The organism is Salinibacillus xinjiangensis (assembly GCF_009649735.1).
Lineage (GTDB): Bacteria > Bacillota > Bacilli > Bacillales > Alkalibacillaceae > Salinibacillus > Salinibacillus xinjiangensis.
Genome location: NZ_WJNH01000006.1, coordinates 171,643 through 197,718 on the forward strand (window position 1 = coordinate 171,643; position 26,076 = coordinate 197,718).

General features: G+C 37.7%; 32 protein-coding genes and 1 riboswitch. Of the genes, 27 read left to right on the forward strand and 5 right to left on the reverse strand.

The annotated features are described in order from the left end of the window. Nucleotides 1-15 precede the first annotated feature (15 nt). The 6 genes from GH754_RS11005 to GH754_RS11030 all read left to right on the forward strand — a co-directional run bounded on the left by GH754_RS11005 (nt 16) and on the right by GH754_RS11030 (nt 6,283). Nucleotides 16-1,170 (forward strand): ABC transporter permease, encoded by a 1,155-nt coding sequence (locus GH754_RS11005; protein WP_228550241.1) that lies wholly within the window; start codon nt 16-18, stop codon nt 1,168-1,170. Beyond that, nucleotides 1,142-2,191, forward strand: coding sequence for an ABC transporter permease (locus GH754_RS11010; protein WP_153728755.1), 1,050 nt, complete (start codon nt 1,142-1,144; stop codon nt 2,189-2,191). The genes GH754_RS11005 and GH754_RS11010 overlap by 29 nt, the downstream gene beginning before the upstream one ends. A gap of 17 nt (nt 2,192-2,208) precedes the next feature. After that, nucleotides 2,209-2,937 carry an ABC transporter ATP-binding protein gene (locus GH754_RS11015; RefSeq protein WP_153728756.1) on the forward strand — a complete coding sequence of 243 codons (729 nt, stop codon included), beginning with the start codon at nt 2,209-2,211 and terminating at the stop codon, nt 2,935-2,937. Nucleotides 2,938-3,061: 124 nt separating this feature from the next. Further along, a complete protein-coding gene (locus GH754_RS11020; RefSeq protein ID WP_153728757.1) occupies nt 3,062-3,784 on the forward strand; it encodes an SDR family oxidoreductase in 723 nt (240 codons plus the stop codon). A gap of 376 nt (nt 3,785-4,160) precedes the next feature. Beyond that, complete coding sequence (locus GH754_RS11025; protein WP_153728758.1) at nt 4,161-5,621, forward strand: GAF domain-containing sensor histidine kinase; 1,461 nt, start codon at nt 4,161-4,163, stop codon at nt 5,619-5,621. 17 nt (nt 5,622-5,638) lie between these two features. Further along, the gene (locus GH754_RS11030; RefSeq protein ID WP_153728759.1) at nt 5,639-6,283 is read left to right on the forward strand and encodes a response regulator transcription factor; all 645 of its coding nucleotides are present in this window, start codon (nt 5,639-5,641) and stop codon (nt 6,281-6,283) included. 29 nt (nt 6,284-6,312) lie between these two features. Here GH754_RS11030 and GH754_RS11035 read toward each other — a convergent pair whose 3' ends face one another. After that, on the reverse strand, nt 6,313-6,546 hold the full coding sequence (locus GH754_RS11035) for a YhdB family protein (protein WP_323741977.1): 234 nt from the start codon (nt 6,544-6,546) through the stop codon (nt 6,313-6,315). Nucleotides 6,547-6,733: 187 nt separating this feature from the next. On the opposite strand from GH754_RS11035, the gene GH754_RS11040 reads away from it, so the two are divergent. From GH754_RS11040 to GH754_RS11050, 3 genes are all read left to right on the forward strand, one after another. Then, nucleotides 6,734-7,453: a YhcN/YlaJ family sporulation lipoprotein gene (locus GH754_RS11040; protein ID WP_153728760.1), complete on the forward strand. Its 720-nt coding sequence runs from the start codon at nt 6,734-6,736 to the stop codon at nt 7,451-7,453. Between the two features lie 137 nt (nt 7,454-7,590). Then, the gene (locus GH754_RS11045) at nt 7,591-7,878 is read left to right on the forward strand and encodes an MscL family protein (RefSeq protein ID WP_323741978.1); all 288 of its coding nucleotides are present in this window, start codon (nt 7,591-7,593) and stop codon (nt 7,876-7,878) included. 258 nt (nt 7,879-8,136) lie between these two features. Beyond that, on the forward strand, nt 8,137-9,552 hold the full coding sequence (locus GH754_RS11050) for a SpoVR family protein (protein ID WP_153728761.1): 1,416 nt from the start codon (nt 8,137-8,139) through the stop codon (nt 9,550-9,552). 184 nt (nt 9,553-9,736) lie between these two features. Here GH754_RS11050 and GH754_RS11055 read toward each other — a convergent pair whose 3' ends face one another. Beyond that, entirely contained in the window at nt 9,737-10,327 is a 591-nt protein-coding gene (locus GH754_RS11055; protein ID WP_153728762.1) for a guanylate kinase, read from the reverse strand. A gap of 194 nt (nt 10,328-10,521) precedes the next feature. Here GH754_RS11055 and GH754_RS11060 point away from each other — a divergent pair, with 194 nt between their 5' ends. From GH754_RS11060 to GH754_RS11080, 6 genes are all read left to right on the forward strand, one after another. Beyond that, nucleotides 10,522-11,082 carry a nucleotidyltransferase domain-containing protein gene (locus tag GH754_RS11060; protein ID WP_228550233.1) on the forward strand — a complete coding sequence of 187 codons (561 nt, stop codon included), beginning with the start codon at nt 10,522-10,524 and terminating at the stop codon, nt 11,080-11,082. Next, nucleotides 11,040-11,300 (forward strand): hypothetical protein, encoded by a 261-nt coding sequence (locus GH754_RS19685; RefSeq protein ID WP_228550234.1) that lies wholly within the window; start codon nt 11,040-11,042, stop codon nt 11,298-11,300. The genes GH754_RS11060 and GH754_RS19685 overlap by 43 nt, the downstream gene beginning before the upstream one ends. A gap of 50 nt (nt 11,301-11,350) precedes the next feature. Continuing rightward, nucleotides 11,351-11,860, forward strand: a complete 510-nt coding sequence (locus GH754_RS11065; protein WP_153728763.1) for a spore coat protein — start codon at nt 11,351-11,353, stop codon at nt 11,858-11,860. 200 nt (nt 11,861-12,060) lie between these two features. Next, entirely contained in the window at nt 12,061-13,248 is a 1,188-nt protein-coding gene (locus tag GH754_RS11070) for a D-alanyl-D-alanine carboxypeptidase family protein (RefSeq protein WP_153728764.1), read from the forward strand. Between the two features lie 82 nt (nt 13,249-13,330). Next, a riboswitch (PreQ1 riboswitch) is annotated at nt 13,331-13,377 on the forward strand. A gap of 69 nt (nt 13,378-13,446) precedes the next feature. Further along, the gene (gene queF, locus GH754_RS11075) at nt 13,447-13,944 is read left to right on the forward strand and encodes a preQ(1) synthase (RefSeq protein ID WP_153728765.1); all 498 of its coding nucleotides are present in this window, start codon (nt 13,447-13,449) and stop codon (nt 13,942-13,944) included. Between the two features lie 46 nt (nt 13,945-13,990). Continuing rightward, the gene (locus GH754_RS11080; protein ID WP_153728766.1) at nt 13,991-14,620 is read left to right on the forward strand and encodes a queuosine precursor transporter; all 630 of its coding nucleotides are present in this window, start codon (nt 13,991-13,993) and stop codon (nt 14,618-14,620) included. Between the two features lie 189 nt (nt 14,621-14,809). Here GH754_RS11080 and GH754_RS11085 read toward each other — a convergent pair whose 3' ends face one another. Continuing rightward, nucleotides 14,810-15,268, reverse strand: coding sequence for a hypothetical protein (locus GH754_RS11085; protein ID WP_153728767.1), 459 nt, complete (start codon nt 15,266-15,268; stop codon nt 14,810-14,812). A gap of 81 nt (nt 15,269-15,349) precedes the next feature. After that, nucleotides 15,350-16,108 (reverse strand): hypothetical protein, encoded by a 759-nt coding sequence (locus GH754_RS11090; protein ID WP_153728768.1) that lies wholly within the window; start codon nt 16,106-16,108, stop codon nt 15,350-15,352. 143 nt (nt 16,109-16,251) lie between these two features. Between GH754_RS11090 and GH754_RS11095 the strand changes: the two genes are divergently transcribed. The 12 genes from GH754_RS11095 to GH754_RS11150 all read left to right on the forward strand — a co-directional run bounded on the left by GH754_RS11095 (nt 16,252) and on the right by GH754_RS11150 (nt 25,911). Then, complete coding sequence (locus tag GH754_RS11095; protein ID WP_153728769.1) at nt 16,252-17,340, forward strand: NAD(P)-binding protein; 1,089 nt, start codon at nt 16,252-16,254, stop codon at nt 17,338-17,340. Between the two features lie 89 nt (nt 17,341-17,429). Further along, the gene (locus GH754_RS11100) at nt 17,430-18,215 is read left to right on the forward strand and encodes a CAP domain-containing protein (protein ID WP_153728770.1); all 786 of its coding nucleotides are present in this window, start codon (nt 17,430-17,432) and stop codon (nt 18,213-18,215) included. 148 nt (nt 18,216-18,363) lie between these two features. Beyond that, entirely contained in the window at nt 18,364-18,558 is a 195-nt protein-coding gene (locus GH754_RS11105; protein WP_153728771.1) for a hypothetical protein, read from the forward strand. Nucleotides 18,559-18,658: 100 nt separating this feature from the next. Then, entirely contained in the window at nt 18,659-19,888 is a 1,230-nt protein-coding gene (locus tag GH754_RS11110) for a hemolysin family protein (RefSeq protein ID WP_153728772.1), read from the forward strand. A 113-nt stretch (nt 19,889-20,001) separates the two neighbouring features. Beyond that, nucleotides 20,002-20,295 (forward strand): GIY-YIG nuclease family protein, encoded by a 294-nt coding sequence (locus tag GH754_RS11115; protein ID WP_153728773.1) that lies wholly within the window; start codon nt 20,002-20,004, stop codon nt 20,293-20,295. A gap of 30 nt (nt 20,296-20,325) precedes the next feature. Continuing rightward, nucleotides 20,326-20,661, forward strand: a complete 336-nt coding sequence (locus GH754_RS11120; RefSeq protein ID WP_153728774.1) for a DMT family transporter — start codon at nt 20,326-20,328, stop codon at nt 20,659-20,661. Then, nucleotides 20,661-20,975, forward strand: coding sequence for a DMT family transporter (locus GH754_RS11125; RefSeq protein WP_153728775.1), 315 nt, complete (start codon nt 20,661-20,663; stop codon nt 20,973-20,975). The genes GH754_RS11120 and GH754_RS11125 overlap by 1 nt, the downstream gene beginning before the upstream one ends. A gap of 400 nt (nt 20,976-21,375) precedes the next feature. After that, nucleotides 21,376-21,885: a DUF3231 family protein gene (locus GH754_RS11130; RefSeq protein WP_153728776.1), complete on the forward strand. Its 510-nt coding sequence runs from the start codon at nt 21,376-21,378 to the stop codon at nt 21,883-21,885. A gap of 149 nt (nt 21,886-22,034) precedes the next feature. Continuing rightward, nucleotides 22,035-22,307, forward strand: a complete 273-nt coding sequence (locus GH754_RS11135; RefSeq protein WP_194841333.1) for a YggT family protein — start codon at nt 22,035-22,037, stop codon at nt 22,305-22,307. A 130-nt stretch (nt 22,308-22,437) separates the two neighbouring features. Then, nucleotides 22,438-23,250 (forward strand): bifunctional hydroxymethylpyrimidine kinase/phosphomethylpyrimidine kinase, encoded by an 813-nt coding sequence (locus GH754_RS11140; RefSeq protein ID WP_153728778.1) that lies wholly within the window; start codon nt 22,438-22,440, stop codon nt 23,248-23,250. A 131-nt stretch (nt 23,251-23,381) separates the two neighbouring features. Further along, nucleotides 23,382-23,705 (forward strand): winged helix-turn-helix transcriptional regulator, encoded by a 324-nt coding sequence (locus GH754_RS11145; protein WP_153728779.1) that lies wholly within the window; start codon nt 23,382-23,384, stop codon nt 23,703-23,705. Between the two features lie 145 nt (nt 23,706-23,850). Beyond that, nucleotides 23,851-25,911, forward strand: coding sequence for a peptidoglycan D,D-transpeptidase FtsI family protein (locus tag GH754_RS11150; RefSeq protein WP_228550235.1), 2,061 nt, complete (start codon nt 23,851-23,853; stop codon nt 25,909-25,911). 54 nt (nt 25,912-25,965) lie between these two features. On the opposite strand, the gene GH754_RS11155 is transcribed toward GH754_RS11150, so the two are convergent. Beyond that, a partial coding sequence (locus GH754_RS11155; RefSeq protein WP_153728781.1) for an IS3 family transposase occupies nt 25,966-26,076 on the reverse strand: 111 nt, incomplete at its 5' end.

Sequence of the window (26,076 nt, forward strand, 5' to 3'; positions counted from 1 at the left end):
CTTTTTTTGATACTCATGTGTTTTCCATTTGTTCTACTAGGTAGCTTTATTTACGTGTTTTCGCAAGCGACAACAAACCAAACAGAAAAGGTTCATGTTGCTTTAGTCGATCATGATCAAACATTTGAAACTCAAACTCTAGCCAATCAATTACAAAATGAAGAAGCGTTACAAGATGCCATTGAAATTACGCCTTACTCAGAACCAAAAGCAAATAAAGCCTTTCAATCCAATCAGGTCGTAGCGTTAATTGAGATACCTGAAGGCTTTACGAGTGATTTACGTTCGGGGGTAAACACCCCCATAACGGTTACCACAAATGAGGACAACCCTTTATCAGCAAATATGGTCAAATTGCTTCTAGATAGTGGGGCTCAATATATATCAGCTGCTCAAAGCGCCATCAACACGGTGTATGATTTGTATATTCAAGACTTAGTGGAACAGGACAATCCCAATGAATTATTACAGCAATTCATTGTCCAATACACTCTTTTTGCCTTAGATCGAAATGAGCTGTTTGAGACGGAAATGATTGAATCCGGCTCGGCACTAGGGTGGAAACAGCATGGAATGATTGCCTTTATTTTAACTAGCTGTATGCTATCCGCAATTTTCTTTCAGATGTTTACTCAAAAAGACGAGGACCAAGGGATTCGTCATCGCCTACGCACCTTTCACTGTACCTCCTTTACATGGTTTTGGAGTCAGTTTTTGCTATATGTTATTCTTTTGTTTCTAAATCTTGTATCCATAAGTTTACTACTATATGGCTTGATGAAAATGGACTGGTTGTTGGAGTTCAAAACCTTTGGGACATGGCTTGCCATTAGTCTCCTATTTGCAATTATTCTTAGCCTATTGGATTGGTTTATTGCCAATCAAACCAGTCGTACAGGACTCTTTATTATAGTCATATCCCTTTTGTATTTCATGAGTGGTATTTGGTTGCCATTGGTTTATCTTCCCGCATGGGTTGAGAGTTTAAGTGTCTTTTCACCCTTTTATCAAATTTATGAAGGTATTGAGATATCTATATTGTCAGAAGAAATACCATTCCAAAATTGGATTACTCTTGGTTTCATGATCGGCATTTTAATGTTGTTCACCTTGTTCAAGGTTTGGAGAAAGGAGAGGAAGGATGGGTACCTATCTCTTACTTCTTCATAAATTAATCCATCAAAATAAATGGAGACTTGTTTTTATCATTCTCCTTCCCTTCTTTTTGTTATTAGCGATTGTTCCATTTGTAGCCAACACAGTGGAACAAAGTGAGGTTCCCATTGCATGGGTAGCAGATGAAGAAACAGACATGATTCAAACACTTGCCAAGCGAATAGATGAGCATCCTCGAATTTTGCTTTTTCACTTGAATGAGGAGGAGGCCTATCGAGCGGTATCAACTCAGGAGGTTGAAGCTGCTTTTATGCTCAATCCAAATTTTCAGGATGATATTACCGCCGGAAAAATTCGTGACCAAATAATCTGGATTCGGACCGAAAACTCAGTCTTAGATACTTTTGTTAAAGAGAAAGTAGCAGCCGAAGTGATGCGTTTTACATTAAACAGTAAAGCTGCCAATGACTTAGCAGAGTTAACCAGAAATTCCTCAGAAGAACAATGGCAAACTGCATTTGAACACTCCGACAGTTATTGGGAGCCGGAGCCTTTATTTCAGATGGAATTTGTCAGCTCAAGGAATGAAGCTGAACAACCTTTGAGGGAAAATGCCATTGATGATCAACTCGCTGCAGGTTTGTTTGGCTTTTGGATATGGTATGCATGGATTATTTTTGCTATACAGTTACTGGTTCTAGATCAGTGGAAACAAAAGGGTTTATTCATAAGACTTCAAGTGACAAGCGGTAGCTTAAAGGGCTTTTACGGACGCTTTTATTTATTAAATATTATATTTTCCGTCCTGATTTTAGTAGCAATTTGTATGTTGACGACCTTGAAACTTCCGATATCTGAGGGTCCTTGGATTGTAAACTCTTTTTGGATACTATTGGCAGCCTGTTTACTAACTATTCTTTTAAGACAAGTTTTATGGAAACGAAATGTGTTTTTAATGGTGGGCATCGTGTATTCGTTATCCTCGTATCTGATAGGAGTTTTGACAATGGTATCTGATTCAGAGCACTGGTGGCAGCAATTTTTGCCCCATGTCTGGTTTTATCAACTGTTTTAATAAAGTGAGGGATCTACATGATTTTGTTAGATCAAGTCGGTAAAGAAATAAAGAAGAAACACATCTTAAAGAGTGTCTCGACACAAATTAATCAGGGAGAATCCATTGGTATTGTGGGGCCGAATGGGGCAGGCAAATCAACGTTTATAAAGCTTATTGCTACAATTATCAAACCTGATACAGGGAGGATTCTATATAAAGGCAATCCAATTGAAAAAAGTGTGAAAGCCTTTCGTAAACAGGTCGGTTACATCCCTCAAGATATCGCATTGTTTGAGGATTTTACCGTAAAAGAGCAGCTATCCTTTTGGAAAAGTGCAGTCCAGCTAAGTGTTTCGGATGACTATGTACAAAACATGATGGCATCCTTGGACCTACATTCTGTTGAGCACCAAAAAGTAAAGGAATTATCTGGTGGCTGGAAGCGAAAAGTAAATGTATGTGTGGGCATGCTACATAATCCCGATATTTTGTTACTTGATGAGCCTACTGCTGGAGTTGATTTAGCTGCTAAGGATGATTTGATTCAATGGTTAACATCGTTACACCATGCCGGAAAGACGCTCTTAATCATCAGTCATGACTGGGATGTTATCAATCGTCTTTGTGAGAAGGCGATGGTTTTTCAGCAGGGAGAGCTGATCTTTCATGATCAGCTGGACCGGTTAAATGATATTGAGCAAAATCTTCGTTTAGATCATAATCATCAAGAGCTAGTGAAAATTTTAAAACAGCGGATGAACTGATCCAGGCCGAAATGAGATAATAAGTTCAGCTAGCAATCATACAGTTTCGTGAACAAAAGTTTTATCCATTACAATTTTAGCTAATAATTAAACCAACAAAGCATTTTACAAGGAGTGGTTTTGAATGCTAACAGGTCAGTCAGCCATTATTACAGGTGCTTCTAGAGGAATTGGAAAGGAAATAGCCAAACAATTAGCCAACGAAGGTGTTAAGCTTTCCATATTGGGAAGCTCAGATCAAATTCATAAAACGAAGGAAGAGTTGCACGCAGAAGGATATGAGGATGTGCTCTCCTTTCAGGTGGATGTGGCAAAGGAAAAAGCCGTCGAGGAAGTCGTCCAAGCCACCAATAACGCCTACGGAAGTGTCGACATCTTAGTAAACAATGCTGGAATTGGCTTATTTAAGCCTGTGGAAGATGTAACGGTGGAAGAGTGGAGAAAAACCTTTGACGTCAATGTACAGGGCGTATTTTTATTTACTAAAGCCGTCGTACCAATAATGAAGAAAGCTAAATTTGGAACAATCATTACCATTTCATCTGATGTGGCTAGGTATACCATTCCAAATGGGGCTCTCTACACAGCAACTAAGTATGCAGTACAAGGCTTTATGGGAGCGATTAGCCAAGAAGTACGTGAACACGGGATTCGAGTAGGAACAGTCAATCCGGGTATGGTGGATACCTATTTTGCGGATAGTAAGCAGGGTGATCCTTCTAAAAAGGATTGGTTGAAGGTAAAGGACATCGCTAATGCTGTTACATATATGGCTCGTGCGCCAAAGCATATGATGATTGATGAGTTACACCTGCATCCATTTGCGCAGGATTATCCAAGAACTTAACAGAGAGGCTGTCCCGTTGGTGGGGCAGCTTTTTTTATTGCATAAATAGATGGCGATGTGACATGATTGGGTGTGGATTTGACCGAATTTTACGGATGAGTGACGTGAATATTGATGAAAATGTCTGGATCATGGGCATGAGACAGAAATAATAACAAAGCTGACGTGTTCACAGTGGCTGACGACGTGATTAACTGCCGCGTTGAAATGAATCCATAAGGAACTGACCGAATTACACTATCATTAAACTGAATAGTTTTTTGGCATTATTTCATCCCAACATCACTTCTCAGCCCTTTTTCATCACAACAAGCAGGAAATCCCCCCTTTAAAGTATAATATTTAGGTTAAGAAACTTTCAGAAAGTTGTGGTTGTATGCTTGATGAACAGTTTAAACTGGAGACGTTAAAAACAATTGCCGAAACGCTAAATGAGTCGGTCAATCAACAGGAAATGCTACAGTCTGTTTTAAAGCAGTTTATTCAAATTACTCATTTTGAAGCAGGTTGGATTTTTATTCGTAAAAATGGTGTGCTGAAGCTAGCAGCTGATGAGGGACTACCAGAAGCACTGTCCGTTAACGAAAAGGCGCCTATGTGTAGTCAGGATTGCTATTGTATGTCTAGGTATTTTGCGGGTTCTTTAACGAAGGCGACGAATATTATTGAGTGCAAGCGCCTGAATGCGGCTATTCAGGAAGGGCAATACGATACAAACCGCCTTACCCATCATGCTACAGTTCCCCTTGATACCCCAGAAAAGAGCTACGGAATTTTTAATGTCGCTGCTCCAGAGCGGACAGAATATGAGCCAGACGAATTAAAACTGCTAGAATCAGTGGCATATCAAATCGGAACGGCCTTACGTAGAATTGAGCAGTATGAGCGTGAAGAGTTACGTGTTAGGCTCTTAGAAGAGTTGAATCAGTTTGTTCAACAATTACGACAAATAAGAGGCATTCATTCCTTTTTAAAAATGATTGTCCAGGAGCTTATGAACATGTATCCCTTTAAGGCTGTGCAGATCCACATCGGTGAATATGAATATCAATTTGGAGAACCTGACGTGGAACAACAAACTGTAGTGAACATTCCCAAAATTGACGGGAAATTACTCTATACACCACAACATCCACTAACAGATATCGAGCATGAGGTGTTACAACTGGTTGTAAGCCACATTGCGATTACATATCGAGATTTTTTGGTGAGAGAAAAAGAAACGATGATGGCTAGAATGCAGGAAAGAGCGAGCCTAGCACAGGATTTGCATGATTCTGTTAGTCAGTTGCTTTATTCCATTGTTCTAACCGCACAGGCGGCTAGATATACACGGTCAGCTGAGGAAAATGAGGAGCCAATAAAGGATATTTATAACCTTTCCTCTCAGGCGTTACAGGAAATGAGGTCCCTTATAGCTGGGCAAAAACCTACCGGACTGGAAAAAGGCTTACTCACAGGTCTTGTTGAATATGCCGAGAAGGTGCACCTGGACCCTCACATTCATGCAGAGGGGAGTAATTCCATTCCTTATTCCATTGAGGAAACGTTGTACCGGATTGGTCAAGAAGCCATTCACAATGTAAAGAAGCATGCAGGAGTACAGGATATTTATTTGACTTTAAAAAGAAATGAGCAAGGGTTTACACTAATTATTGGAGATCATGGCATTGGCTTTGATCAAGAAAGATGGAGAGACTTTCATACCTACGGGTTAAATGGTATGCAGGAGAGAGCCACTTTGTATGACGGGAGAGTTAAAATCAAAAGCGTACCTCAAAAAGGTACCACGATTGATGTTTTTATACCATCACCTAAAAGATGTGAAGGGCACTAGGACAGGGGGAGGAGAAGTTGAGCATAAGAGTGTTAATTGCAGATGATCACCAGGTCGTCCGGAAAGGGTTAATTTATTTTTTTCAAACCCAGTCAGATATTGAGATTGTCGGAGAGGCTGGAAATGGTGAGGAGGTCTTATCTTTTTTAACGGATAAAAAAGCTGTAGATATCGTTCTCATGGATGTACAGATGCCTAGAATGGATGGGATTGAGGCAACGCAAAAAATTCATGAAAAATTTCCAAATGTAAAAGTATTAATGCTAACGAGTTTTTCTGATTATAATTCCGTAATTCCCGCTATAAAAGCAGGTGCAAGTGGCTATCAATTAAAGGATGCCGATCCTGAAAATTTAGCAGAGGCGATTCGAAAAGTGAAAAATGGGGAAAATATGGTTGACGAAAAGGCCGCATCACATCTTTTTCGTCATGTTTCCAGAAGTGAGGAAGAAGAGGAAAAAGCAAAGCTTAGGGAGTTAACGAAACGCGAATTAGATGTGTTAAAGGAAATGGTTAATGGAAAAAATAATAAGCTAATTGCAGAGGATTTATACATTACCGAAAAAACGGTAAAAACCCATGTTTCCAATATTTTATCGAAGCTTGAGGTTCAAGATCGAACTCAAGCGGCTTTATTTGCAGTTAAGTACCTAGAAAAATAAATGAAGAGGGGAAAAGCCCCCTCTTCCAGTTAAACATAATAAACAGGTGTGTCCTGTGTAATCGCATGCTCTAAATAATGAATCAAATTGTGATGGGATCCTACAACGGTTTGTTCATCGTATCCATAATGGTAAGCGTGTAAAAATGTTTCAATCTTTTTGGATAAAATGTCGTCCTCAGTTCGAACCATTAAGACGAGCAAATCATCCCATTGCCCCCATAATGTAAAGTACATCGCTTTATCATAATCCACCATATTCACTTCAAATGCCCCCTTGATCTTAAGGGTTCACCTTTAGTATGACTCAAAGTATCACGACACTTACATGGCCTTTTTTGGTTATGAATCCAATGAATAATGCCTCCTTTGATTGGTAAATTCCTGGCTGAATAAACGACGAATAGCATCAAATAATAATAAGGAACCACCTACAAAGGAGGCATTGCCAATGAACAAAGTAAGGTTAATTGGTGCATCTTTAATCACAGCCGTAACACTTGTTGGTTGTCAAGGTGGAAATGAGGAAGGTTTAATGAATGGGGATAATAATGGCCTTGAACCCGTCAGGTACAACAATACAACCGATATAGCCCCTAACCGTGAACGAAATGACCGTAATGATATGGGTCCTCGTTACAACAATGCCGAGAATTTAGGTGTTGATAACGGGAATCAAGATAATATTAATGGGCGCTTTAACACCAACGATGGTAACAACAATGGTGCAACAAATGTCCGTGATGAAAATAACAACAGAGGGTTAAATGGTCATAACAATGATGGTTTAACTAGAAATACCAATGATGGCAACAATAATCATAACCAATACGACGTAGCCGAAAAAGCAGCAGATCGTATTACCGATGAAGTTAATGAAGTTGATGAAGCGTATGTTTTTGCTGGAAACGAGAATGCGTATGTGGCTGTAACATTAAATGAAAATAACAACAATGAAGATTTAACCAATGACCTTAAGCAACGCATTTCTAGAGCTGTAAAAGCAACGGATGAGGATATAGACGATGTGTTTGTATCTGCAAACCCTAACTTCTTTAACCAAGCTGGAGATTATGCAGATCAGCTCGAAAACGGTGAACCTATGGAAGGATTATTTGAAGAAATGGGAGACGTGTTTAATCGTATCTTCCCAACCAATACAGACCGTTAATAAATATTAACGAAGGGCAAATTGCCCTTCGTTTTTTTATAACAGGCTTTGGCTATATATTATGGGAATAGCCTAGCACTTTCTACATATGTTTGTATTAGACGAAAGGGTGTTTTCGATACGATATGGGGGCGGGTGTGCTGCTTGGGACAGCATTTGGTAATATTGTGGATTCCTTAGTAACAGATATCATTCTCCCTCCAATTGGAAAGATGCTTGGCAACGTAGATATTTCAAATATGTACATTAACCTTTCCAACAAAGAATTTGATTCACTACAGCAGGCAAAGGAAGCAGGGGCCGTCACCATTAATTATGGGGAGTTTGCCAATAACATTCTTCACTTTACCGTGATTGCTTTTGCTGCATTTGTAACCATAAAACAAATCATAAACTACGGAACCTTCCATCTGACTCCATCTTAAAGAAATCCTGTCCATATTGTACAACTGATATCCCCAACCGAGCTACCCGATGTCCTCAATGTACAGCCATTTTAGAGGAAGATAGCGATCTCGAACGTACCCATTCTCCCAAAATAAACATTAAGGCAAGTTGAATTTTTTTGAAATCCTCAGGTGTTTTCCACATATAATATATAATACCAAAAAATCGGTGTATTACACTTGTGTGTTGTAAATGCGGGTTTGTAACACCGAAATTAAGGGGAGAGATTTAAGCTTATGGCAAATAGCATACAGGGGAATTTGGAACGGGCAATTGATGAGATTACCGAAATTGCGGAAGGGTTTGGGCTCGATTTTTATCCAATGCGCTACGAAATCTGTCCATCCGATATCATTTATACATTTGGTGCCTATGGAATGCCAACTCGCTTTTCACATTGGAGTTTCGGTAAACAATTTCATAAAATGAAGCTTCAAGAAGAGCTTGGTCTGAGTAAGATTTATGAATTAGTCATTAATTCCAATCCATGTTATGCATTTTTACTAAATTCCAATAGCCTCATTCAAAATAAGCTTATCGTGGCGCACGTTCTCGCTCATAGTGATTTTTTTAAGAATAACCTACGATTCCGTAATACAGGCGGAGATATGGTAGAAAGCATGGCAGCAACAGCTGACAGAATTCAAGAATATGAGAAGCATTATGGAAAAAATGAAGTTGAAAAATTTTTAGATGCCATCTTAGCCATTCAGGAACACATTGATCCATCCCTAATGAAATGGGAAGAAAAAGAGGAAGAAGTAATCGAGCCAATTGTAAAACCGAGACGATCTGTAACAAGTGAATATGATGATTTATTAAACTTAGATGATGAAGAAAAAGACAATGCTTCACAACCTCAATCGAAGAAAAAATTTCCTGCCCAACCTGAGAAGGACCTCCTCCTATTTATTCAAAACCATAGCCGCGAACTAGAAGACTGGCAGCGCGATATTATGACCATGATGCGCGAGGAGATGCTTTATTTCTGGCCACAATTGGAAACGAAAATCATGAATGAAGGCTGGGCTTCGTATTGGCACTCCCGTATTTTACGCGAGATGGATTTAACCACTGAGGATACCATTGAATTCGCTAAACTACATTCTGGTGTCATCGCCCCGTCAAGCACATCAATCAACCCTTATAGATTAGGCATCACCATTTTTGAAGATATAGAGGAGCGTTACAACAACCCTACAGAAGAAATGAAAGAACGGGGTGTTGAACCCGGATCCGGAAGAGAAAAGCTTTTTGAAGTACGAGAAATCGAATCGGATATTTCCTTTATTCGCAATTATTTAACTCTAGATATTGTAAAAGAAGAAGACTTATATTTATTTCAAAAGCAAGGTCGAGACTACAAGGTTGTGGAAAAGGACTGGACAGAAGTTCGAGATCAACTTATTACAATGCGTGTAAATGGAGGGTTCCCATATCTTACTGTAGAAAATGGAGATTATTTACGGAATGGGGAGCTTTATTTGAAGCATCAGTATGAAGGGGTAGAGTTAGATCTTAATTATTTGGAAAGAACCCTTCCATATATTCATCAGCTATGGGGTCGTACAGTTCATATGGAGACGATTGTGGAAGGCAGAGGAACCGTGTTTACCTGTGAAGGAGAGAAAGTCAAGAAGCGATATATTTAATTCGGGGACTGTTTATGCAGTTCTCTTTTTTTATGAAAAAATAAAAGAAAGTCCGTACTTAAGGTGAGGTCATTAGGAAAATGGAGGATTAATTGGAGTCAAAATAAATAAGTGGGATAGTACTTCTAACTATAACTATGGATTAGTAAGTACGGATTACATAACACAAAGCATTGATTACTTTTTAGTAATCAGTAATAATAATATCTCTATCTAATATTGATTCAATAACCTCACTGATTTGAAAGGAAACCTGTGGTACATCATAATTTTCAAAGGTATGTTCACATTGATCTTTGTAACACATCGTATCATCATAATGAGCAAGATGCCGTTTAATATCCTCTTCACTATCCTGTCGTTCTTTTTGCCTGTAAAGAACAGTTTCCCGATCAGCATAGATAAAGAAACGAATAACATTATCTCCATACATTTGTTTTAATTTCTCGGTGCCTTCAGGGTTTAAGGCCAAATATACGAGATTGTTGGACGTAAATGCCTTGGAGATATCCTCTTCTCGAATTCCATAATAAAAACCGTCAATCTCTACACTTTCTAAAAACTCTTGATTTTTCTCCATCTTTTTAAAGGTTTGTTCGTTCACAAAGTGATAATCTTCCCCATCTGTTTCATAATGACGAGGTGGACGAGTGGTGTACGATAAAACCGTCACCATTTCAAACATCGTGGCGACCATTTGCGCAATCGTCTTTCTCCCTGATCCATCAGGTCCAGTGTAAATGAAAAGTTTTTGCTTTTCCTTAAATTGATACATAGGAAGCCTCCTTTATAAAATTTTCCCGCTAAAAAGTCATTTCCAGTGTTAGGCTTTCAAAAGATGACGATATGTTAAGTATACCATATTTTTGCATTAATTTTAGATTATTCTGATAATTATTTTTTTATTGTCTAGATGATTCCAATTGTTATACACTTTAATAATATCTTTTTGGAAGAGGTGGGAAGCAAATGATACAAGATGAGGCCGTCAACGAAATTGTTTCAAGTTTGAAAACGGATCCACTCGTGAAGGCGATATTTCTAAAAGGTTCCATGGGGCGTGGAGAGGACGATGAGTACTCAGATATTGACCTTTATTGTTTGGTTGAAAAACAAGATGAAGAACACTTTTTGCAAAACCGATTAACGCATTTACGTGCATATAAGGATTTATTGTTCTATGATGACATTTTCATTATTGCCCCACAAATCATCGCAGTCTATGAGAATATGCTTCATGTTGATTTATTTACGGTTACGGAGAAGACCTTCAAAGAAAAGGATTATTTTAAAGTATTGTATGATCCACAAAATCGCCTTGAGAAGTTTCACAAAACCCAAAACTTGATGCTTTCCTCTGATGAATTTCGAGACGATGTGATGGATGTCGTATGGTTTCTTTTTCAGTATAAAAAGTCAGCAGATCGAGGGAATGACATATGGTCAGTATCCATGCTGAGGCACGTTATGATCCACTTAGGGAGGGTTTGGTTTTATTACACCATTATCAACCGAACAGGGCACAGTTAGGTTTAAAAACACTAGAATCCTCATTACCTGAAGCATTAGTTGGAGAAGTCATGGATGTTTTTCAATATATCACCCCAACGGATCATCCAATAGCGGCTCAACTGATTATAAAAAGGGTTAATGCTGAAAAGGAATGGATGCTATCTCTTCTGAACAAAGAAGATTATGCAAATATACAGCCATTCTTAGAGAAAATAGTAACAAGATTTAGGTCATGAACCTTATTAGATCTCTATACATACAGTAATATGTAAGGAGGTTGATTTCAATGCGTTTGCCAGCAACGGATTTAGGAATTATGGCCGAACATCTTACCACTCATGAAGGTATGATTAATAAGTTCAAGCTCTATTATACAAAAGCAAGGAATATGGAATTAAGAAATTTGCTATCGACTCATATCCAAGTTTTGCGAAATCACGTTCGAGTTATGCTTATGCTAATCGACCCAGCTCAAAAGGAACCTGTTCAGCTTCATCGTTTTGATGATATCCAGTTAAGCTTGGGTTACCATCAGTTTTCAAAGCAGGAGAAAGACATTATACTGGAGGCAAAAGCATCTGCAAAACTGATGGCTAGTAATAATTTTATGTCTGCCTTAATGATGAAGGACCCAAATGTCAAGCAAGTTCATATTGAAATGGCAATACAGGAAGTCCAGTTGCAAGCTCTATACGATCAAATTATTGAACATATGAATTGGATTTTCACTCCAAAAGTCACAGAACAGATGCAACTTACTACCTTACAAGAGTATTATCACCTATTAAATGAATGAAAACACACCTCTATATGGTGTGTTTTTTTATTACAAATTCAAAAAAATCCTCCACTTTATACCAAAATGTTTTATAATAGAAATCGTCACAATTCGACAATACCTTCAATGTTACGATTGTCACTTTTTTTGTAGGGTGAGCGAATGTTTATAACTATTCAGTTTTATATTCTTTAACTAAAAAATAAGCGGGTGTCAAAATGAAGAATTTTTTAATTTATATACTAACTATTACACTTATGTTTATATTGTTCGTTCCAAGAGCTTTTGCTTCCACAGAAGATAGTCCTCCAACTATTACAAGCCAAGCAGCTATTGTTATGGATGCGAAAACAGGCGCTGTAATCTATGAAAAGAATGCAGAAAATCAATTGTATCCGGCCAGTCTAACTAAAATTGCAACTGCTATTTTTGCTATTGAAACGGGTAATTTAAATGATGTAGTAACGGTGAGTGAAGAGGCTGTTGATGTAGAAGGAACGCTCGTATATTTAGATGAAGGAGAACAAGTGACACTAAAAAAGCTTGTACAGGGATTACTCATAAATTCCGGTAATGATGCAGGAGCGGCCATTGCTGAGCATCTTAGCGGAAGTGTAGAACAATTTGCTATCGATATTAACCAGTATCTTCAGAACAAAGTTGGGGTTAAAAATACTCATTTTGAAAACCCCCACGGTCTTTTTAATCCTGAGCATGTGACCACAGCTAAAGACTTAGCAGTGATTACGCAATATGCGATGAAAAATGAAACGTTTCGTGAAATTTTTGGAACAGAGGTATTACCATGGAAAGGTGAAACTTGGGATACAACCTTATATACACATCATAAATTGATGCGTGAAAATCCTTATGAAGGTATTACTGGAGGAAAAACAGGTTTCGTAAATGAATCAGGACATACATTAGCTACAACGGCGACACGAGACAACTTAAGCTTAATCGTTGTAACATTAAAAAACCAAAACAAAATGAATGCCTACAAAGACACTGAAAATCTATTAGACTATGGATTTGATAACTTTGAGACCTCCAGTCTTGAGGGAGGAACCGTTATTCAAGTAAATAATCACGGTTATAGACTCCCAGATAAAGTATACTACACACATTCAAGTAATGAAGATCATGTGGAAAAGCAATTAGCGAAGAACGGAACATTAAAGCTTGTTGCACAGGATGGTGAGTTGACATCTTCAGTTGAATTAAAGCCTGTCGAGAAAAAATCAAGCCAGACTCAAAAAATCAACTCTAGTGGTGGGGTAGCATCGAATTTGGACTATATATCTTTGAGTTTCGTATTCGGCTCTCTACTAATTGTTTTAGGATTGGCCGTCATGATTTATAAGAAACGTAAAAACAGGAAGAACCCATATTATTTAGGGTTTTGAGAGAAGAGGATCTCAAAAGCTAATTGACAGACTTCAGCTAGCACTTTATACTTATCAAGGAAAAAGAAATATCCGTCAATACACGGGAGAGGTTCTTAGCTTAAACCCTCTATAAAAAACTAAGGACATATGACGTGATACAAGCCATATCCCCTTAGGATATGGCTTTTTTAATGACGAGAAAAGGGAGGTTACAACATGACGGGAAGAAAAGACGAAAGTTTAACAGACCTATCTTTACTTGGGAATCAAGATACGAAATATTCGTTTGATTATACACCAGAAGTGCTAGAAACATTTGATAACCAACATCCAAACCGGGATTATTATGTGAAATTTAATTGTCCTGAGTTTACAACACTCTGTCCCAAAACACACCAGCCTGATTTTGGTACGGTTTACATTAGCTATATTCCAGATGAAAAAATGGTGGAGAGTAAGTCACTGAAGCTCTATTTGTTCAGTTTTCGTAATCATGGCGACTTTCATGAAGATAGTATGAACATTATCATGAACGACCTAATTGACTTAATGAATCCTCGTTATATTGAGGTATGGGGTAAGTTCACGCCACGAGGTGGGATTTCCATTGACCCTTATTGTAATTATGGGAGACCAGGTACAAAATTTGAGAAAATGGCAGAACACCGGATGATGAATCACGATATGTATCCTGAAAAAATTGACAATCGTTAAAAGAGGGTAAGTTAGAATCCTCCCCAGATAAAGGAGAGGAATAAGTTTGTTTGTTTATTTAAATGCTTTATTTGTTGGATTGCTCGTACTATCCAACATTATTGGGGTTAAGTTATTTAGTGTAGGTGATTTTGTATTACCAGCTGCTGTTGTTGTTTATGTTATTACCTATTTAATCACAGATGTCATTGGAGAGGTGTATGGAAAAGAGGCTGCAAGGAAAACCGTTCAGGCGGGCTTTTTTACTCAATTAATAGCGCTTATTTTTATTTTCATTGCTATTCAATTACCTGCTGCACCCCTATTTGGGAGCCAGAATGAATTTGAAATGATATTAAGCGGGAGCTTCAGAGTAATTCTAGCTAGTTTGTTATCCTATTTAGTTAGCCAGAATTTCGATGTCGCCATTTTCCATCGATTAAAAGAAAAGCATGGGGTACAAAAACTATGGCTTCGAAATAACGTATCTACAATGACGAGTCAGCTTATTGATACATGCATCTTTATTACAATTGCATTTGCAGGCACTGTACCGACCTCTGCACTATTAGGTATGATTATGACGCAGTATCTATTTAAATTAATCATCGCTATTATTGATACTCCAATTGCTTACGTGTTAGTTAAAATAGCTAGGAGAGAAAAAAGCAGTTCAACCATCAAAGCTAGTGCATAAATAACTGAAGCCAGCAGATGGATTGCTGGCTTTAGCTTTATTTACTACTGCTTTAGCGAGAATGGCCTACTTTTTAGCATTTTTACTCTAAGTTCAACAGTAATACATAAAACTTTAGCAAAAACACAGTTTTTCAGCATTTAAATAAATTCTTCAGCAAAATCAGCTAAATTTTCAGCATTCCAATCGTCATTTCTGTAATTCTCCAAGTCCAATCGCTCGATGATTGATCAGAATTTGATTAATCATAGGGATCTGTTGCTCCGAACAACGAATAATAAGGATCACTTCCGTTTTCTGCTCTTTTGGAAGATACAGCTTGTTCTTTCTTTTGATGTAAAGATAACGGATAATAAAGCCAAGAGATATGCCTGAAATAAGACCAATTAATCCCCAAATAATGGGCCCCCATGTTAAAACGAAGCCGTAAATGGCACCGAGTAACATAAAAATGGTCCCTAAAATAAACCCAAGATCCAATGTTCCATGGCCATCAGATTGATATAAGGTATCGAGAATATGGTCACCGTTTTTAATGGACTTTAATGGAATCGCTACAATATTATTTTTTAGAACGCCGTTTTCCTCCAACTTTTTTAAAGCAAGTTCTACATTTGTTGAAAATGGGAATGAAGCAATCACGTGCATAGCATTACGTTCTCCTTATTATTTAAGAAAGTATAAGAATCCCCCGTTTAACGATAGACATGGGCGGTAAATCGTTTTTTGCTAAAATAATCCATCCAAGTTCATGTGTTGATAATTGGCTTTTAAATATTGAGTCTGCTTTAAATTAAACAACCGATTGTTATCATTAATGGTCGTATAGGCACAAAATAATGAAAAGCCATATATAGAAGGTAAATACAAGGTCCATTGAGGGTCTAAAATATCAATGGCTCCTGTAAAATTTCCCTCCGCTGATAAGTGAACACCCATTAAAAGGTTGGAATTATAAAGAATAACCACCCACCATATAGCATTAAATATGAAGGACCAAAACTTTTGGAGGTAGACATATGCAACGCTTGGTAATAAAATGGTCCAAACCAACCCTACCCACGGCACTTTCTTATCTAAAAGATTAGCCTCAATGGTGGATAGTTTAAATGCAGGTATATAAGAAACGTCATAAAGTGCGAGTTGATTTACTTTGTTTAGTTCGACTGTTCTGCGATAGCTATCCCATACTGCGAAAATATAAATCACAATATAGAGAAGGAGCCAATGCTTATCTAGTACCTGCTTCGCTAACTGGAATTCCCCAATCATGGAATAATATATTGACAGGTTGAGATGGGTGAATGTATTTAAAGCATACTCAAAGCTCATGAAAATGAATCCCCATAAATAGCTATTCACTAAATAATGACCAAAGCCCGGGAATGCGATGGACCACCAAGCTACCATAAGTGGACTTTGATAATGTATATGATTTCTTGTAAGGGAGTTACTCTTATGTAAAGTGTAGCTCGTGTTGTTTTGCACCTAATCGCTCCCCTTCATGTAAATAACTTACATTTACAATTATTTACTAATTGAACCATCCCCATTCAAATAGTTATATTTATATAAAAATTTATCCAGGGTAGTTTATGCTTATAAACCTTTATTTTGAAAAGAGGGATAATATGAAGGTTGCAATCATGGGTGCGGGTTTATCTGGACTTACATGTGCAATTGTACTTGAACGAAATGGTTTAAAACCGACGATTTATGAAAAGATGGGGCAGGTAGGAGACCGATTTATCAATGCCGAGGCCTTTATGTCAATATTAAATAGGCCAATACATGATGTCATTCGTTATATCACGGAGGAATTTCATATCGATTTAAAGCCGGTCAGCCATATCGCTAAGCTAAATATACATACAGAAAATTCACATGCAAAAATTGAGGAACATATTGGATTTATTAATATTCGTGGACGTCACCAATTTTCATTTGAAATGCAACTGCTTGAACAACTCAAGTCAGACATTCACTTTAATTCATCTCCACCATACGATGAGATTTCAAAAGAATTTTCTCATGTCGTTTTAGCTACTGGTGATTCGGCTGATGCCTTGCAATTACATAATTATAGAAAGAATTTATCTGTGTCGTTAAAAGGTGCCACTGTAAGGGGAGAATTTGATCGTTATACAGCCACGGTATGGTTAAACCATAATTATGCGCCAAAGGGTTACGGCTATATTTTGCCATTTTCAGAGCATGAGGCAAACCTTGTTACAGCCCATCCTAATTTATCTACAGTAACAGAAGAAGATCAGCAGAAATATTGGGATGCTTTATATCAAACTGTTCAAACACAAACCAACCAATCCCTGCCTGTAACTGATCAATTTCAAATTACTAATTTTGTCATAGGGTCCTGTATACATCCACGAATTGGAAATACCTTTTTTACGGGGAATAATTTCGGAGCAATTATGCCGTTTATTGGATTTGGACAATTTGTCTCCATTTTAACCGGTATTTATGCGGCCTATGATATTTTAGGCTACGGATCTTATGAGGAATTGACCAAACCCTTACGTAAAAGCTATGAAAGGTCATTGGTGCTTAGGCAAGTAATGGAAAGCTTGTCCAATAACCAGTATGATCATATTGTTAGCATGCTGAATGGTAAACTGGGTAAACGGATATTTAAACCAAGTAATCAGGACCCGTTAAAATATTTAAGTTATTTTTTAAGGTTTTTTGTGCGTCGTTCATAAACCTTTTCTCCTTTTGTAAAACATACCAACTATACTTTTTTCAATAAGTGTAAAAATAATAAAAAAATAAACAAAAGGAGCAAAACAACATGATGAAAAAACGTTTATTAGTAAGTGTCATAAGCTTACTTTTACTCATATTAGCAGCATGTAACACCGAAGAAGGCGCAAGAGAACAGCAAAATCAAGATGATAATATCTCAAGTATTAATACTAGCGAAAACAGTAAGAGTTACCCACACACTCAGCCAATCAAAATCCAGGATGCAAAGTATAAGTTCATTCGTGTAGAGCGTGAACAACAGCATAGACAACAGCAGCAAACGGATATGCAACAGAATTGGCAAGCTCCGCAACAAAATCAACAGCAGCAACAACAGATCCAACAGCAGCAGGATCAAAACCAACAAGCTCAACAACAGCAACAACAGCAAAACCAACAACAAGATCAAAATCAGACTAATCAACAGCAAGAACAAGCCAATCAAACTCAAGGGCTGAGCGAGTTTGAATCAAAAGTGGTTGAATTAACAAATGCAGAAAGAAGTAAGGAAGGATTACCAAAACTTAAAGCTGATACTTCCCTAAGCAACGTAGCACGAAAAAAATCTCAAGATATGCAGGCTAAAGGGTACTTTTCCCATACAAGTCCAACTTACGGCTCTCCATTTGATATGATGAGGGACTTCGGTATTGATTACCAATCAGCAGCAGAAAATATTGCGAAGGGTCAACGAACTCCGGAAGAGGTTGTGAATTCCTGGATGAACAGTTCAGGTCACCGCAAAAATATAATGAATTCAGAATTCACCCATATTGGTGTGGGACTTGAAAAAAATGGTTATTACTGGACGCAAATGTTTATCAAAAAATAATGTGTTGAGTAAAAGGCACTTCATGGCGAAGTGCCTTTTGCATTTACCAAATTATGTTCAAAAATATTTCAATGGAATATGCAACCTATAAATGTTAAAATCATACTATGAAGTTAAACATAAACTTTTGAGAGGAGTAAGGCCTTAGATGGACGTGGAAGATAAACGGGTTTCGAGGATGTATCGAAGAATCTTGACTTCCAATGAAACAAAAGGGTTGATTACTTTCCAACGCATGGACAAATCCATGCAAGAAAAAGTGAAGCAAAAAATGGTGCAGAATGGCTCAGATTCAGCACATAAAATACTTAAAAGGATTGAATACATGCAAGAGATTGACTAAGGTCAATCTCTTTTTATTGTCTGTGGCCATTATCATAAATCTCTTTTTAACACGGTATACTAAAAGGTAGTGGTTAAGCTCTTTTTAGGAGGACAATCTCATGTGGATTGCCATTGTCTTACTCATTTTCACTTCATTTTTTTTATCAGGCAGTGAAACCGCTCTAACAGCGGTAAACAAGATGAAGGTTAAAGCTGGAGCCGAAAATCATGAACGGAAATCGGTAAAGCTGTGGAATTTAATTTCAAAACCAGATGAATTACTGACTGCGATTTTGATTGGAAATAACATTTCAAATATATTACTCCCTACTTTGGTCACGATAGTAGCCATTGAACACGGGATTAATGTGGGACTAGCCACAGGGATTTTAACCGTCGTGTTAATCATCTTTGCCGAGGTTTTACCAAAATCGATTGCAGCTACTTTTTCTAATCGTTTAGCCTACTTGGTCGCTCCCGTGATTGGAGTATTACTTGTCATCCTAAAGCCTTTTACTTATTTGCTGTCAAAATTCACTGGATGGGTAATTAAGTGGCTCTCCAAAGGGGAGAAGGGGCAAGCTTCATTTTCTAAAGAAGAATTCAAGACAATGATGGACATAGCTTCAAATGAGGGGACGTTTAAGAATGAAGAGTCCTATCGTATAAAAGGTGTTATTGATTTTTATAGTAAAGATGTAAGAGATGCGTTAACAACACCGCGAATCGATATTGTTGGGATTCCATCAAATAGTAGCTTTTCGGAAACACAGGATATTATTTTGAATAATAATTATACGCGGTATCCTGTTTACAAGGATTCCATGGATAACATTGTTGGGGTTTTCCATTCCAAACAGTTGCTTAAGTGGTCATTTTCAAAAGAAGAGCCACTGGAGCACTTCACCGACAATGAACCACTCTTCGTCGTGGAAACCACCTCAATTGAAAAAGTGTTTAAAATGATGCTTAAAGAAAAAAAGCATTTATCCGTTGTGATTGATGAATACGGTGGAACTACTGGTATTCTTACTCATGAAGATATTATTGAAGCTATGATTGGTCAAGAAATAGAGGATGAGACCGATGATGATGAGGAAGTCTTAATTGATGAATTAACTGATTCACACATTATATGTCATGGCAAATTGGTCATTCGCCGTTTAAATGAAGTTTTTCATACGAAAGTGCCTGAGGATGAAGATATTATTGCTGGCTTTTTATATAAGGAGTTTGGACATATTCCATCCGAGGGCGATACATTAGAGTTTCAACATTTGCATTTTGAAATTATTGAGATGGAAGAAAATCGGATCCATAAAGTTAAAATTACAAAGAATATTATTTAAAATTTATAACCTCAAAAGGTGGAGTACGAATATATACTTTTGGGGTTATTTACGTTAGGGACAAATATTCAAATCAATGGTAATTCATATTAAATTTCGAGATAATAGAAGATATGTATTATGTTAGGAGTGTCCCTTTTGTGTATTATACATATATTTTGAGGTGTAAAGATGGAACGCTGTATACGGGTTATACAAATAGACTAAAACATCGCTTGAAATTGCACAGAGAAGGTAAAGGTGCTAAGTATACGAGAGGACGTGGACCTCTAAAGCTTGAGTATGTTGAGGGCCATCTAACAAAGTCTGATGCATTAAAGCGGGAATATGAAATTAAGCAGCTATCTAAAAAGGAAAAATTAGGGTTAGTTCAGCAGCTGTGTGTTTTACCTTTTCTCAACGAATAGGAATTGACGTTTATTTAGGAGGCAGTTTAGATGGCTTGGTTAAAGGTATGGATCGGGGCTATATTTGAAGTCATGTGGGTAATAGGACTAAAACATGCTGATGACATGTGGTCATGGGCAGGAACGGCTGTGGCTATTTTTGTTAGTTTTTATTTACTTATTATGGCGGGAAAAGAATTACCTGTTGGCACTTCTTATGCTGTTTTTGTTGGTTTAGGGACGACAGGGACTATTCTTTCTGAAATTATTCTTTTCGGGGAACCGATTCAATGGATGAAAATTTTACTTATCGGAATCCTTTTAGTTGGTGTTATAGGTCTGAAAATGGTCACCAAAGAAAGTGAGAGGAAAGGGGCAGAGCAATAATGGCGTGGTTTTGGTTAATCTTAGCAGGACTCTTTGAAATGATTGGCGTTACAATGATTAATGTTCTGCACAAACAACAAAATTGGCTTTCCCTTGTTTTGTTGATAGGAGGCTTTGGTTCAAGCTTTTTATTTTTAACCTTGGCGATGGAAACTTTATCTATGAGTACAGCGTATGCCATTTGGACAGGAATTGGCGCAACAGGCGCTGCAGTCGTAGGAATGGTTTTTTATGAGGAGCCTGCTGAGTGGAAACGGTTAGGGTTTATAATCTTGGTGATTGGGTCAACGGTTGGATTAAAATTAGTTGCATAAATTAGAAAAAGGTGTAGAAATGTTATTCCTACACCTTTTGTGTTAATCAACTATACTAGTGTTTCAATTTTTTTGCCGCGGTAAAATCACTGCGCATCAATCTTTTGACTTATTCAATCAAATCTTTTCAAAATCTTAAATAATGAAAGCCCTACCTCTCTTTCATCCATACGATTCCTAGATCGCGCCTGTACAATTAAGATCATTCCTGGCACAGGACGCCATAATTTATTATTTGTAAGCAAAATTGAAATTGCTGATTAATCATGTTCATCTTTTAAATAATACATGTTCATTATTGATTTGTCAACCTTTTGTTAGAATTCCCTTCCAAAATTTCTGAATAATTTACTTCAGTGGAGAGATTCTAAGCTTGTAGCCAATTGGAAGGAGGGTGGAAATGGGTATTTTAAGTGGAAATTCAAAGGAGGAGCCACTACATTATGGTGAGGTTCATGGAGTTTGGTCAGCAGTTTATACAACTCAGGGTATGGTTGCTGCCTACCAAACCATGATGAATCATGTAGGGGACAAGGATCTGAAAAAAGTATTAGATGAGGCGCTTCAACTATGTCTGCAGGATTTGAAACAGCTAGAGCCTTTATTAAAGGAACATGGGGTTGGGTTACCTCCAGCACCACCTGAAAGGCCAGATGCAAATCTTGAAGACATACCTACTGGTGCGCGTATAAACGATCCTGAAGTTGCAGCAACCCTTTCTGCTGATGTAGCAGCAGGTTTAGTGGCGTGTAGTACAATGATAGGTCAGGCTATACGGGAGGATATAGCGACCTTATTTGGACAAATGCACACTCAAAAGGCGCAGCTAGGAGGAAAGCTACTTCGTTTAAATAAAGAAAAAGGTTGGCTTGTTCCTCCTCCATTGCATAAAGGTAAAACGGAAGAGTAATGTATAAGATCTTACCTTAGGGTAGGATCTTTTTTTATCTAAGGTAGTTTTTCGGTGCATGAAAAGATTCATGAATATGTGCTTTATACATATGTTATAGGGACAGAAAATTTATACGAGATGGGGGTAGTATGAGAGGACAGAGGTTTATGTCTATTGTAGTTCATGCCTTACTTGGTACGATGCAATTTTTGCTCGGGGCGAGGATAGTTTGTAAGCTATTTAGTGCCTCAGATGCTAATTTCGTTCAATGGGTTTATCGTGTAACGGACCCATTAGTGAGTCCGTTTAATTCTTATTTTCCTGAAACCTTAGTAGGTGGCATTTTTGTACTCGAGCTTGGAGCAATTTTTGCCATCATCCTTTATACAGTATTAGGATTAGTATTATTGCGGCTAGTCTCACGGCCAGAAACTGACTGACTCTATATTGAGAGTCAGTTTGTTATTTTTTCTTCTGAAACTTTACCATTATTAATGTAAATAAAAATAATGTATAATGTTTTTAATCATAATAAATATAGAAGTTTTAATAATAATGGGGGTTATGGATATGACATTACCAAAGGCTTTAACCATCGCGGGTTCTGATAGTAGTGGAGGTGCAGGTATTCAGGCAGATTTAAAGACATTTCAAGAGCATGAAGTATATGGAATGTCTGCATTAACAGTAATTGTGGCCATGAATCCACATAACAACTGGTCACATGATACATTTCCGATAGATATAGATGCGGTTCGTGCCCAACTAACGACGATTACAGAGGGTATTGGTGTAGATGCCATGAAAACGGGTATGCTGCCAACAGTAGACATAATCGAAATCGCAGCTAAAACCATCAAAAATAATGGAATGAAGAATGTAGTCATCGACCCTGTTATGGTTTGTAAGGGAGCGGATGAGGTTCTTTATCCTGAACTAGCTGAAGCCCTTCGTGATGTATTAACACCAAATGCCAAAATTGTTACACCAAATTTATATGAAGCTGGCCAACTAAGTGGTATGGGGGCTCTAAAGACCGTTGAGGATATAAAAGAAGCGGCAGCAAAAATTCACGATTTAGGAGCGGAAAATGTTTTAATTAAAGGTGGAGGAAAGCTTGAGCACGAGCATGCCGTAGATGTTTTATTTGATGGGAACGATTATGATGTTTTAGAGGGAGAACGAATTGATACACCATATACCCATGGAGCCGGATGCTCTTATTCCGCAGCCATTACAGCTCAATTAGCTTACGGTGCCACTGTAAAAGAGGCTGTGTATGGAGCGAAAAAATTCATCACAGCTGCGATACGTCATTCCTTTAAGTTAAACCAGTTTGTTGGACCTGTACACCACGGAGCCTCACGTTTTCATAAAGAGTAAATTCATACAACCTTATCCATTAATGGATAAGGTTGTTTATGCTTCATCAGGTTGAAAAAGTGGAATTAAGTACATAAGGTTTCCAACCGAAGGATTTGAGGGTATAATGGGTAAAAAGGGGTGAATGTAAAATGAATCAACAACTCTGCCCTAAATTCGAAAAAGCTATGAATTTGTTAAATAAAAGGTGGACAGGATTAATTATTTATCAGCTCCTGTTCGGTTCGCAGCGATTTACAGAAATTGAATCTGCTTTACCTGTAAGTGGACGCCTTCTTTCTGAACGGTTAAAGGAATTGGAGGAGGAGGGAATTGTCACGCGCCAGGTATTTGCTGAGGTTCCTGTCCGAGTAGAATATTCACTAACGGAAAAAGGACGTCAGCTTGAACCCGTTATTAATGCCATTGAAAATTGGTCCGATCAGTGGATAGAGCTAGTTGAATTAAATAATTAATGAGAAAAGAATCCTTTATTTTTTAGGGTTCTTTTTTTTTGGTGGTTAAATTGCTGGAGGATCTAAATTTAACCTCATAATCTAGTGATAGAAAACTGATAGAATGTTACAATGATGTTAAATAATGGTTTTGGGGGGTGAGAGGTTGAAGGGGAAAGCGAAAGAGAAATCACATTTACCATTACGTCTTAATATTTTATTCTTTGTTATATTTATTCTGTTTTCATTACTTGTCATACAATTAGGTGTTGTGCAAATACTTACGGGTGAAGAGGCACAAGAGGTGCTAAATGAAACCGAGGATACGGTGACCAATATACCAGTTCCAAGGGGGAAGATGTATGATCGATATGGCAATTTAGTCGTTGATAATATTCCTCGATATGCTATCACCTATACACCTCCTAAAAATGTTCAACCTGATCAAAACTTAGAAGTTGCACAAGTGCTGGCTCAGTATATAGAAAAATCTGATGAGGACATTACGGAGCGAGATATGAAGGATTATTGGATCCTCACTAATCAGGAAGAAGCTTTTGGTAGACTTACAGATAAAGAGAAAGCAGCTCTAGATGATGATGAGGAATATAAAGAAGTGTTGGATCGAATAACTGATGTAGATTTAAATAACCTAACAGATGCGGATAAAGAAATCGTAGCAATTAAACGAGAGTTAGATCAAGCTATTGAGCTTACTCCTCACATGGTAAAAAATGAAGGTGTAACCAAGGAGGAGTATGCTACGGTTGCAGAGCATTTAAGTGAGATGCAAGGCATCAATGTTACGACCGATTGGGAGCGTGATTTGGTTAAAGGTGATACCTTTGCTAACTTCATTGGTGGGATTACAGATCATGAAGAAGGCATATTAGGCGAAAAAGTTGACTTTTATTTAACTCGTAATTACAACCGTAATGAACGGGTGGGAAGAAGCTTCTTAGAGGAGCAATATGAAACGATTCTTTCAGGTCAAAAGGAACGAATTCGACACGTAACCGATAATCAAAATAATGTGATTCGTACAGAGCTATTACAAGAAGGTAAACAGGGAAAGGATTTGGTCTTAACCATTGATATGGAGCTTCAAAAAAAGGTGGATCAGATCGCCCAGGAAGAATTAGAAAAAATCATTAGGAAATATCCAGGCCGAAATCAGTACCTTGAAGATGCACTTGTTGTGATGATGAAACCAAAAACAGGAGAGGTCTTAGCTTTAACAGGTGTTCGTTATCATCGAGCAACAGAGGAAAAACCGGCCTACTTTGCTGATGAATCTTATCGAACGATTTATGATGCGCACTTGCCAGGTTCTACTATTAAGGGGGCTACCGTATTAGCTGGATTTCAATCTGGCGTAATCACGAAGAATACAGTTTTCAATGATCGTCCGATTAAAATTGCTCAAACAGACTGGAAGAGTTCCTATAGCACACTGGGACCTGTGAATTATTTAAGTGCTCTTGAAAAGTCATCAAACGTCTTTATGTTTTTTGTGGCTATGCGTATGGGGGGAGATTACACCTATGTGGAGGATGCTAGCTTAGATTTTAACCCAGATGCTTTTAGACAAATGAGAAATTACTTTAAACAATTTGGTTTAGGTGTGAAAACAGGAATTGACCTGCCATACGAGGCTACAGGACTTGAGGGGGAAGGCGGATCACCTGGGTTGCTCATGGACTATGCCATTGGACAATATGAGCCCTTTACTGCGTTACAGCTGGCTCAATATGTATCCACGATTGCCAATGATGGCTATCGAATTAAGCCACGCTTAGTGAAAGAAATTCGGTACCCGAGTGAGGATGGTGAACTAGGTCCCGTATACAAAGCATTAAAGCCAGAAATCATTAATCACCTAGAAATGGATGATGAGTACATTAATGCTGTGCAAAATGGCTTTTATCGCGTATTCAATGGTTCAGATGGAACGGCATCTGGAACATTTAACAGTTTAGATTATGTTGCGGCTGGAAAAACAGGTACAGCTCAGCACATGATTTATAAGGAAGGACGCATAGAGGCAGAAACAGAGAATCTAACCTTAGTAGGATATGCTCCCTATGATGACCCGGAGGTAGCTTTTTCAGTTATTGTTCCAAAAGTAGGATTAAAGTCAGGAGATACCATTAACTATAAAATCGGAAAAAGAATATTGAATACTTACTTTGAAATGGAAGAGGAAAATGAAGAAGAAGAAAGCTAAAGAAAAGGTGCCTACAAATACATTGGTGGTTACCCCCAAAAGTTAGAGTTTTTATTATGTAGCTGATTGGATGGATTGAGTTCGATATTCTACTGGACTCATTCCATTCAATTTTTCTTTTGAACGTTCATGATTGTACCATTGGATGTATTCTTCAATCTGTCT

What these genes read in the sequence shown, in the direction of transcription:
- GH754_RS11005 (WP_228550241.1), top strand. Translation starts at nt 16, where the DNA reads ATGTGTTTTCCATTTGTTCTACTAGGTAGCTTTATTTACGTGTTTTCG.
- GH754_RS11010 (WP_153728755.1), top strand. Translation starts at nt 1,142, where the DNA reads ATGGGTACCTATCTCTTACTTCTTCATAAATTAATCCATCAAAATAAA.
- GH754_RS11015 (WP_153728756.1), top strand. Translation starts at nt 2,209, where the DNA reads ATGATTTTGTTAGATCAAGTCGGTAAAGAAATAAAGAAGAAACACATC.
- GH754_RS11020 (WP_153728757.1), top strand. Translation starts at nt 3,062, where the DNA reads ATGCTAACAGGTCAGTCAGCCATTATTACAGGTGCTTCTAGAGGAATT.
- GH754_RS11025 (WP_153728758.1), top strand. Translation starts at nt 4,161, where the DNA reads ATGCTTGATGAACAGTTTAAACTGGAGACGTTAAAAACAATTGCCGAA.
- GH754_RS11040 (WP_153728760.1), top strand. Translation starts at nt 6,734, where the DNA reads ATGAACAAAGTAAGGTTAATTGGTGCATCTTTAATCACAGCCGTAACA.
- GH754_RS11050 (WP_153728761.1), top strand. Translation starts at nt 8,137, where the DNA reads ATGGCAAATAGCATACAGGGGAATTTGGAACGGGCAATTGATGAGATT.
- GH754_RS11055 (WP_153728762.1), bottom strand. Translation starts at nt 10,327, where the DNA reads ATGTATCAATTTAAGGAAAAGCAAAAACTTTTCATTTACACTGGACCT.
- GH754_RS11060 (WP_228550233.1), top strand. Translation starts at nt 10,522, where the DNA reads ATGATACAAGATGAGGCCGTCAACGAAATTGTTTCAAGTTTGAAAACG.
- GH754_RS11065 (WP_153728763.1), top strand. Translation starts at nt 11,351, where the DNA reads ATGCGTTTGCCAGCAACGGATTTAGGAATTATGGCCGAACATCTTACC.
- GH754_RS11070 (WP_153728764.1), top strand. Translation starts at nt 12,061, where the DNA reads ATGAAGAATTTTTTAATTTATATACTAACTATTACACTTATGTTTATA.
- queF (WP_153728765.1), top strand. Translation starts at nt 13,447, where the DNA reads ATGACGGGAAGAAAAGACGAAAGTTTAACAGACCTATCTTTACTTGGG.
- GH754_RS11085 (WP_153728767.1), bottom strand. Translation starts at nt 15,268, where the DNA reads ATGCACGTGATTGCTTCATTCCCATTTTCAACAAATGTAGAACTTGCT.
- GH754_RS11095 (WP_153728769.1), top strand. Translation starts at nt 16,252, where the DNA reads ATGAAGGTTGCAATCATGGGTGCGGGTTTATCTGGACTTACATGTGCA.
- GH754_RS11100 (WP_153728770.1), top strand. Translation starts at nt 17,430, where the DNA reads ATGATGAAAAAACGTTTATTAGTAAGTGTCATAAGCTTACTTTTACTC.
- GH754_RS11105 (WP_153728771.1), top strand. Translation starts at nt 18,364, where the DNA reads ATGGACGTGGAAGATAAACGGGTTTCGAGGATGTATCGAAGAATCTTG.
- GH754_RS11110 (WP_153728772.1), top strand. Translation starts at nt 18,659, where the DNA reads ATGTGGATTGCCATTGTCTTACTCATTTTCACTTCATTTTTTTTATCA.
- GH754_RS11115 (WP_153728773.1), top strand. Translation starts at nt 20,002, where the DNA reads ATGTATTATGTTAGGAGTGTCCCTTTTGTGTATTATACATATATTTTG.
- GH754_RS11120 (WP_153728774.1), top strand. Translation starts at nt 20,326, where the DNA reads ATGGCTTGGTTAAAGGTATGGATCGGGGCTATATTTGAAGTCATGTGG.
- GH754_RS11125 (WP_153728775.1), top strand. Translation starts at nt 20,661, where the DNA reads ATGGCGTGGTTTTGGTTAATCTTAGCAGGACTCTTTGAAATGATTGGC.
- GH754_RS11130 (WP_153728776.1), top strand. Translation starts at nt 21,376, where the DNA reads ATGGGTATTTTAAGTGGAAATTCAAAGGAGGAGCCACTACATTATGGT.
- GH754_RS11135 (WP_194841333.1), top strand. Translation starts at nt 22,035, where the DNA reads ATGTCTATTGTAGTTCATGCCTTACTTGGTACGATGCAATTTTTGCTC.
- GH754_RS11140 (WP_153728778.1), top strand. Translation starts at nt 22,438, where the DNA reads ATGACATTACCAAAGGCTTTAACCATCGCGGGTTCTGATAGTAGTGGA.
- GH754_RS11145 (WP_153728779.1), top strand. Translation starts at nt 23,382, where the DNA reads ATGAATCAACAACTCTGCCCTAAATTCGAAAAAGCTATGAATTTGTTA.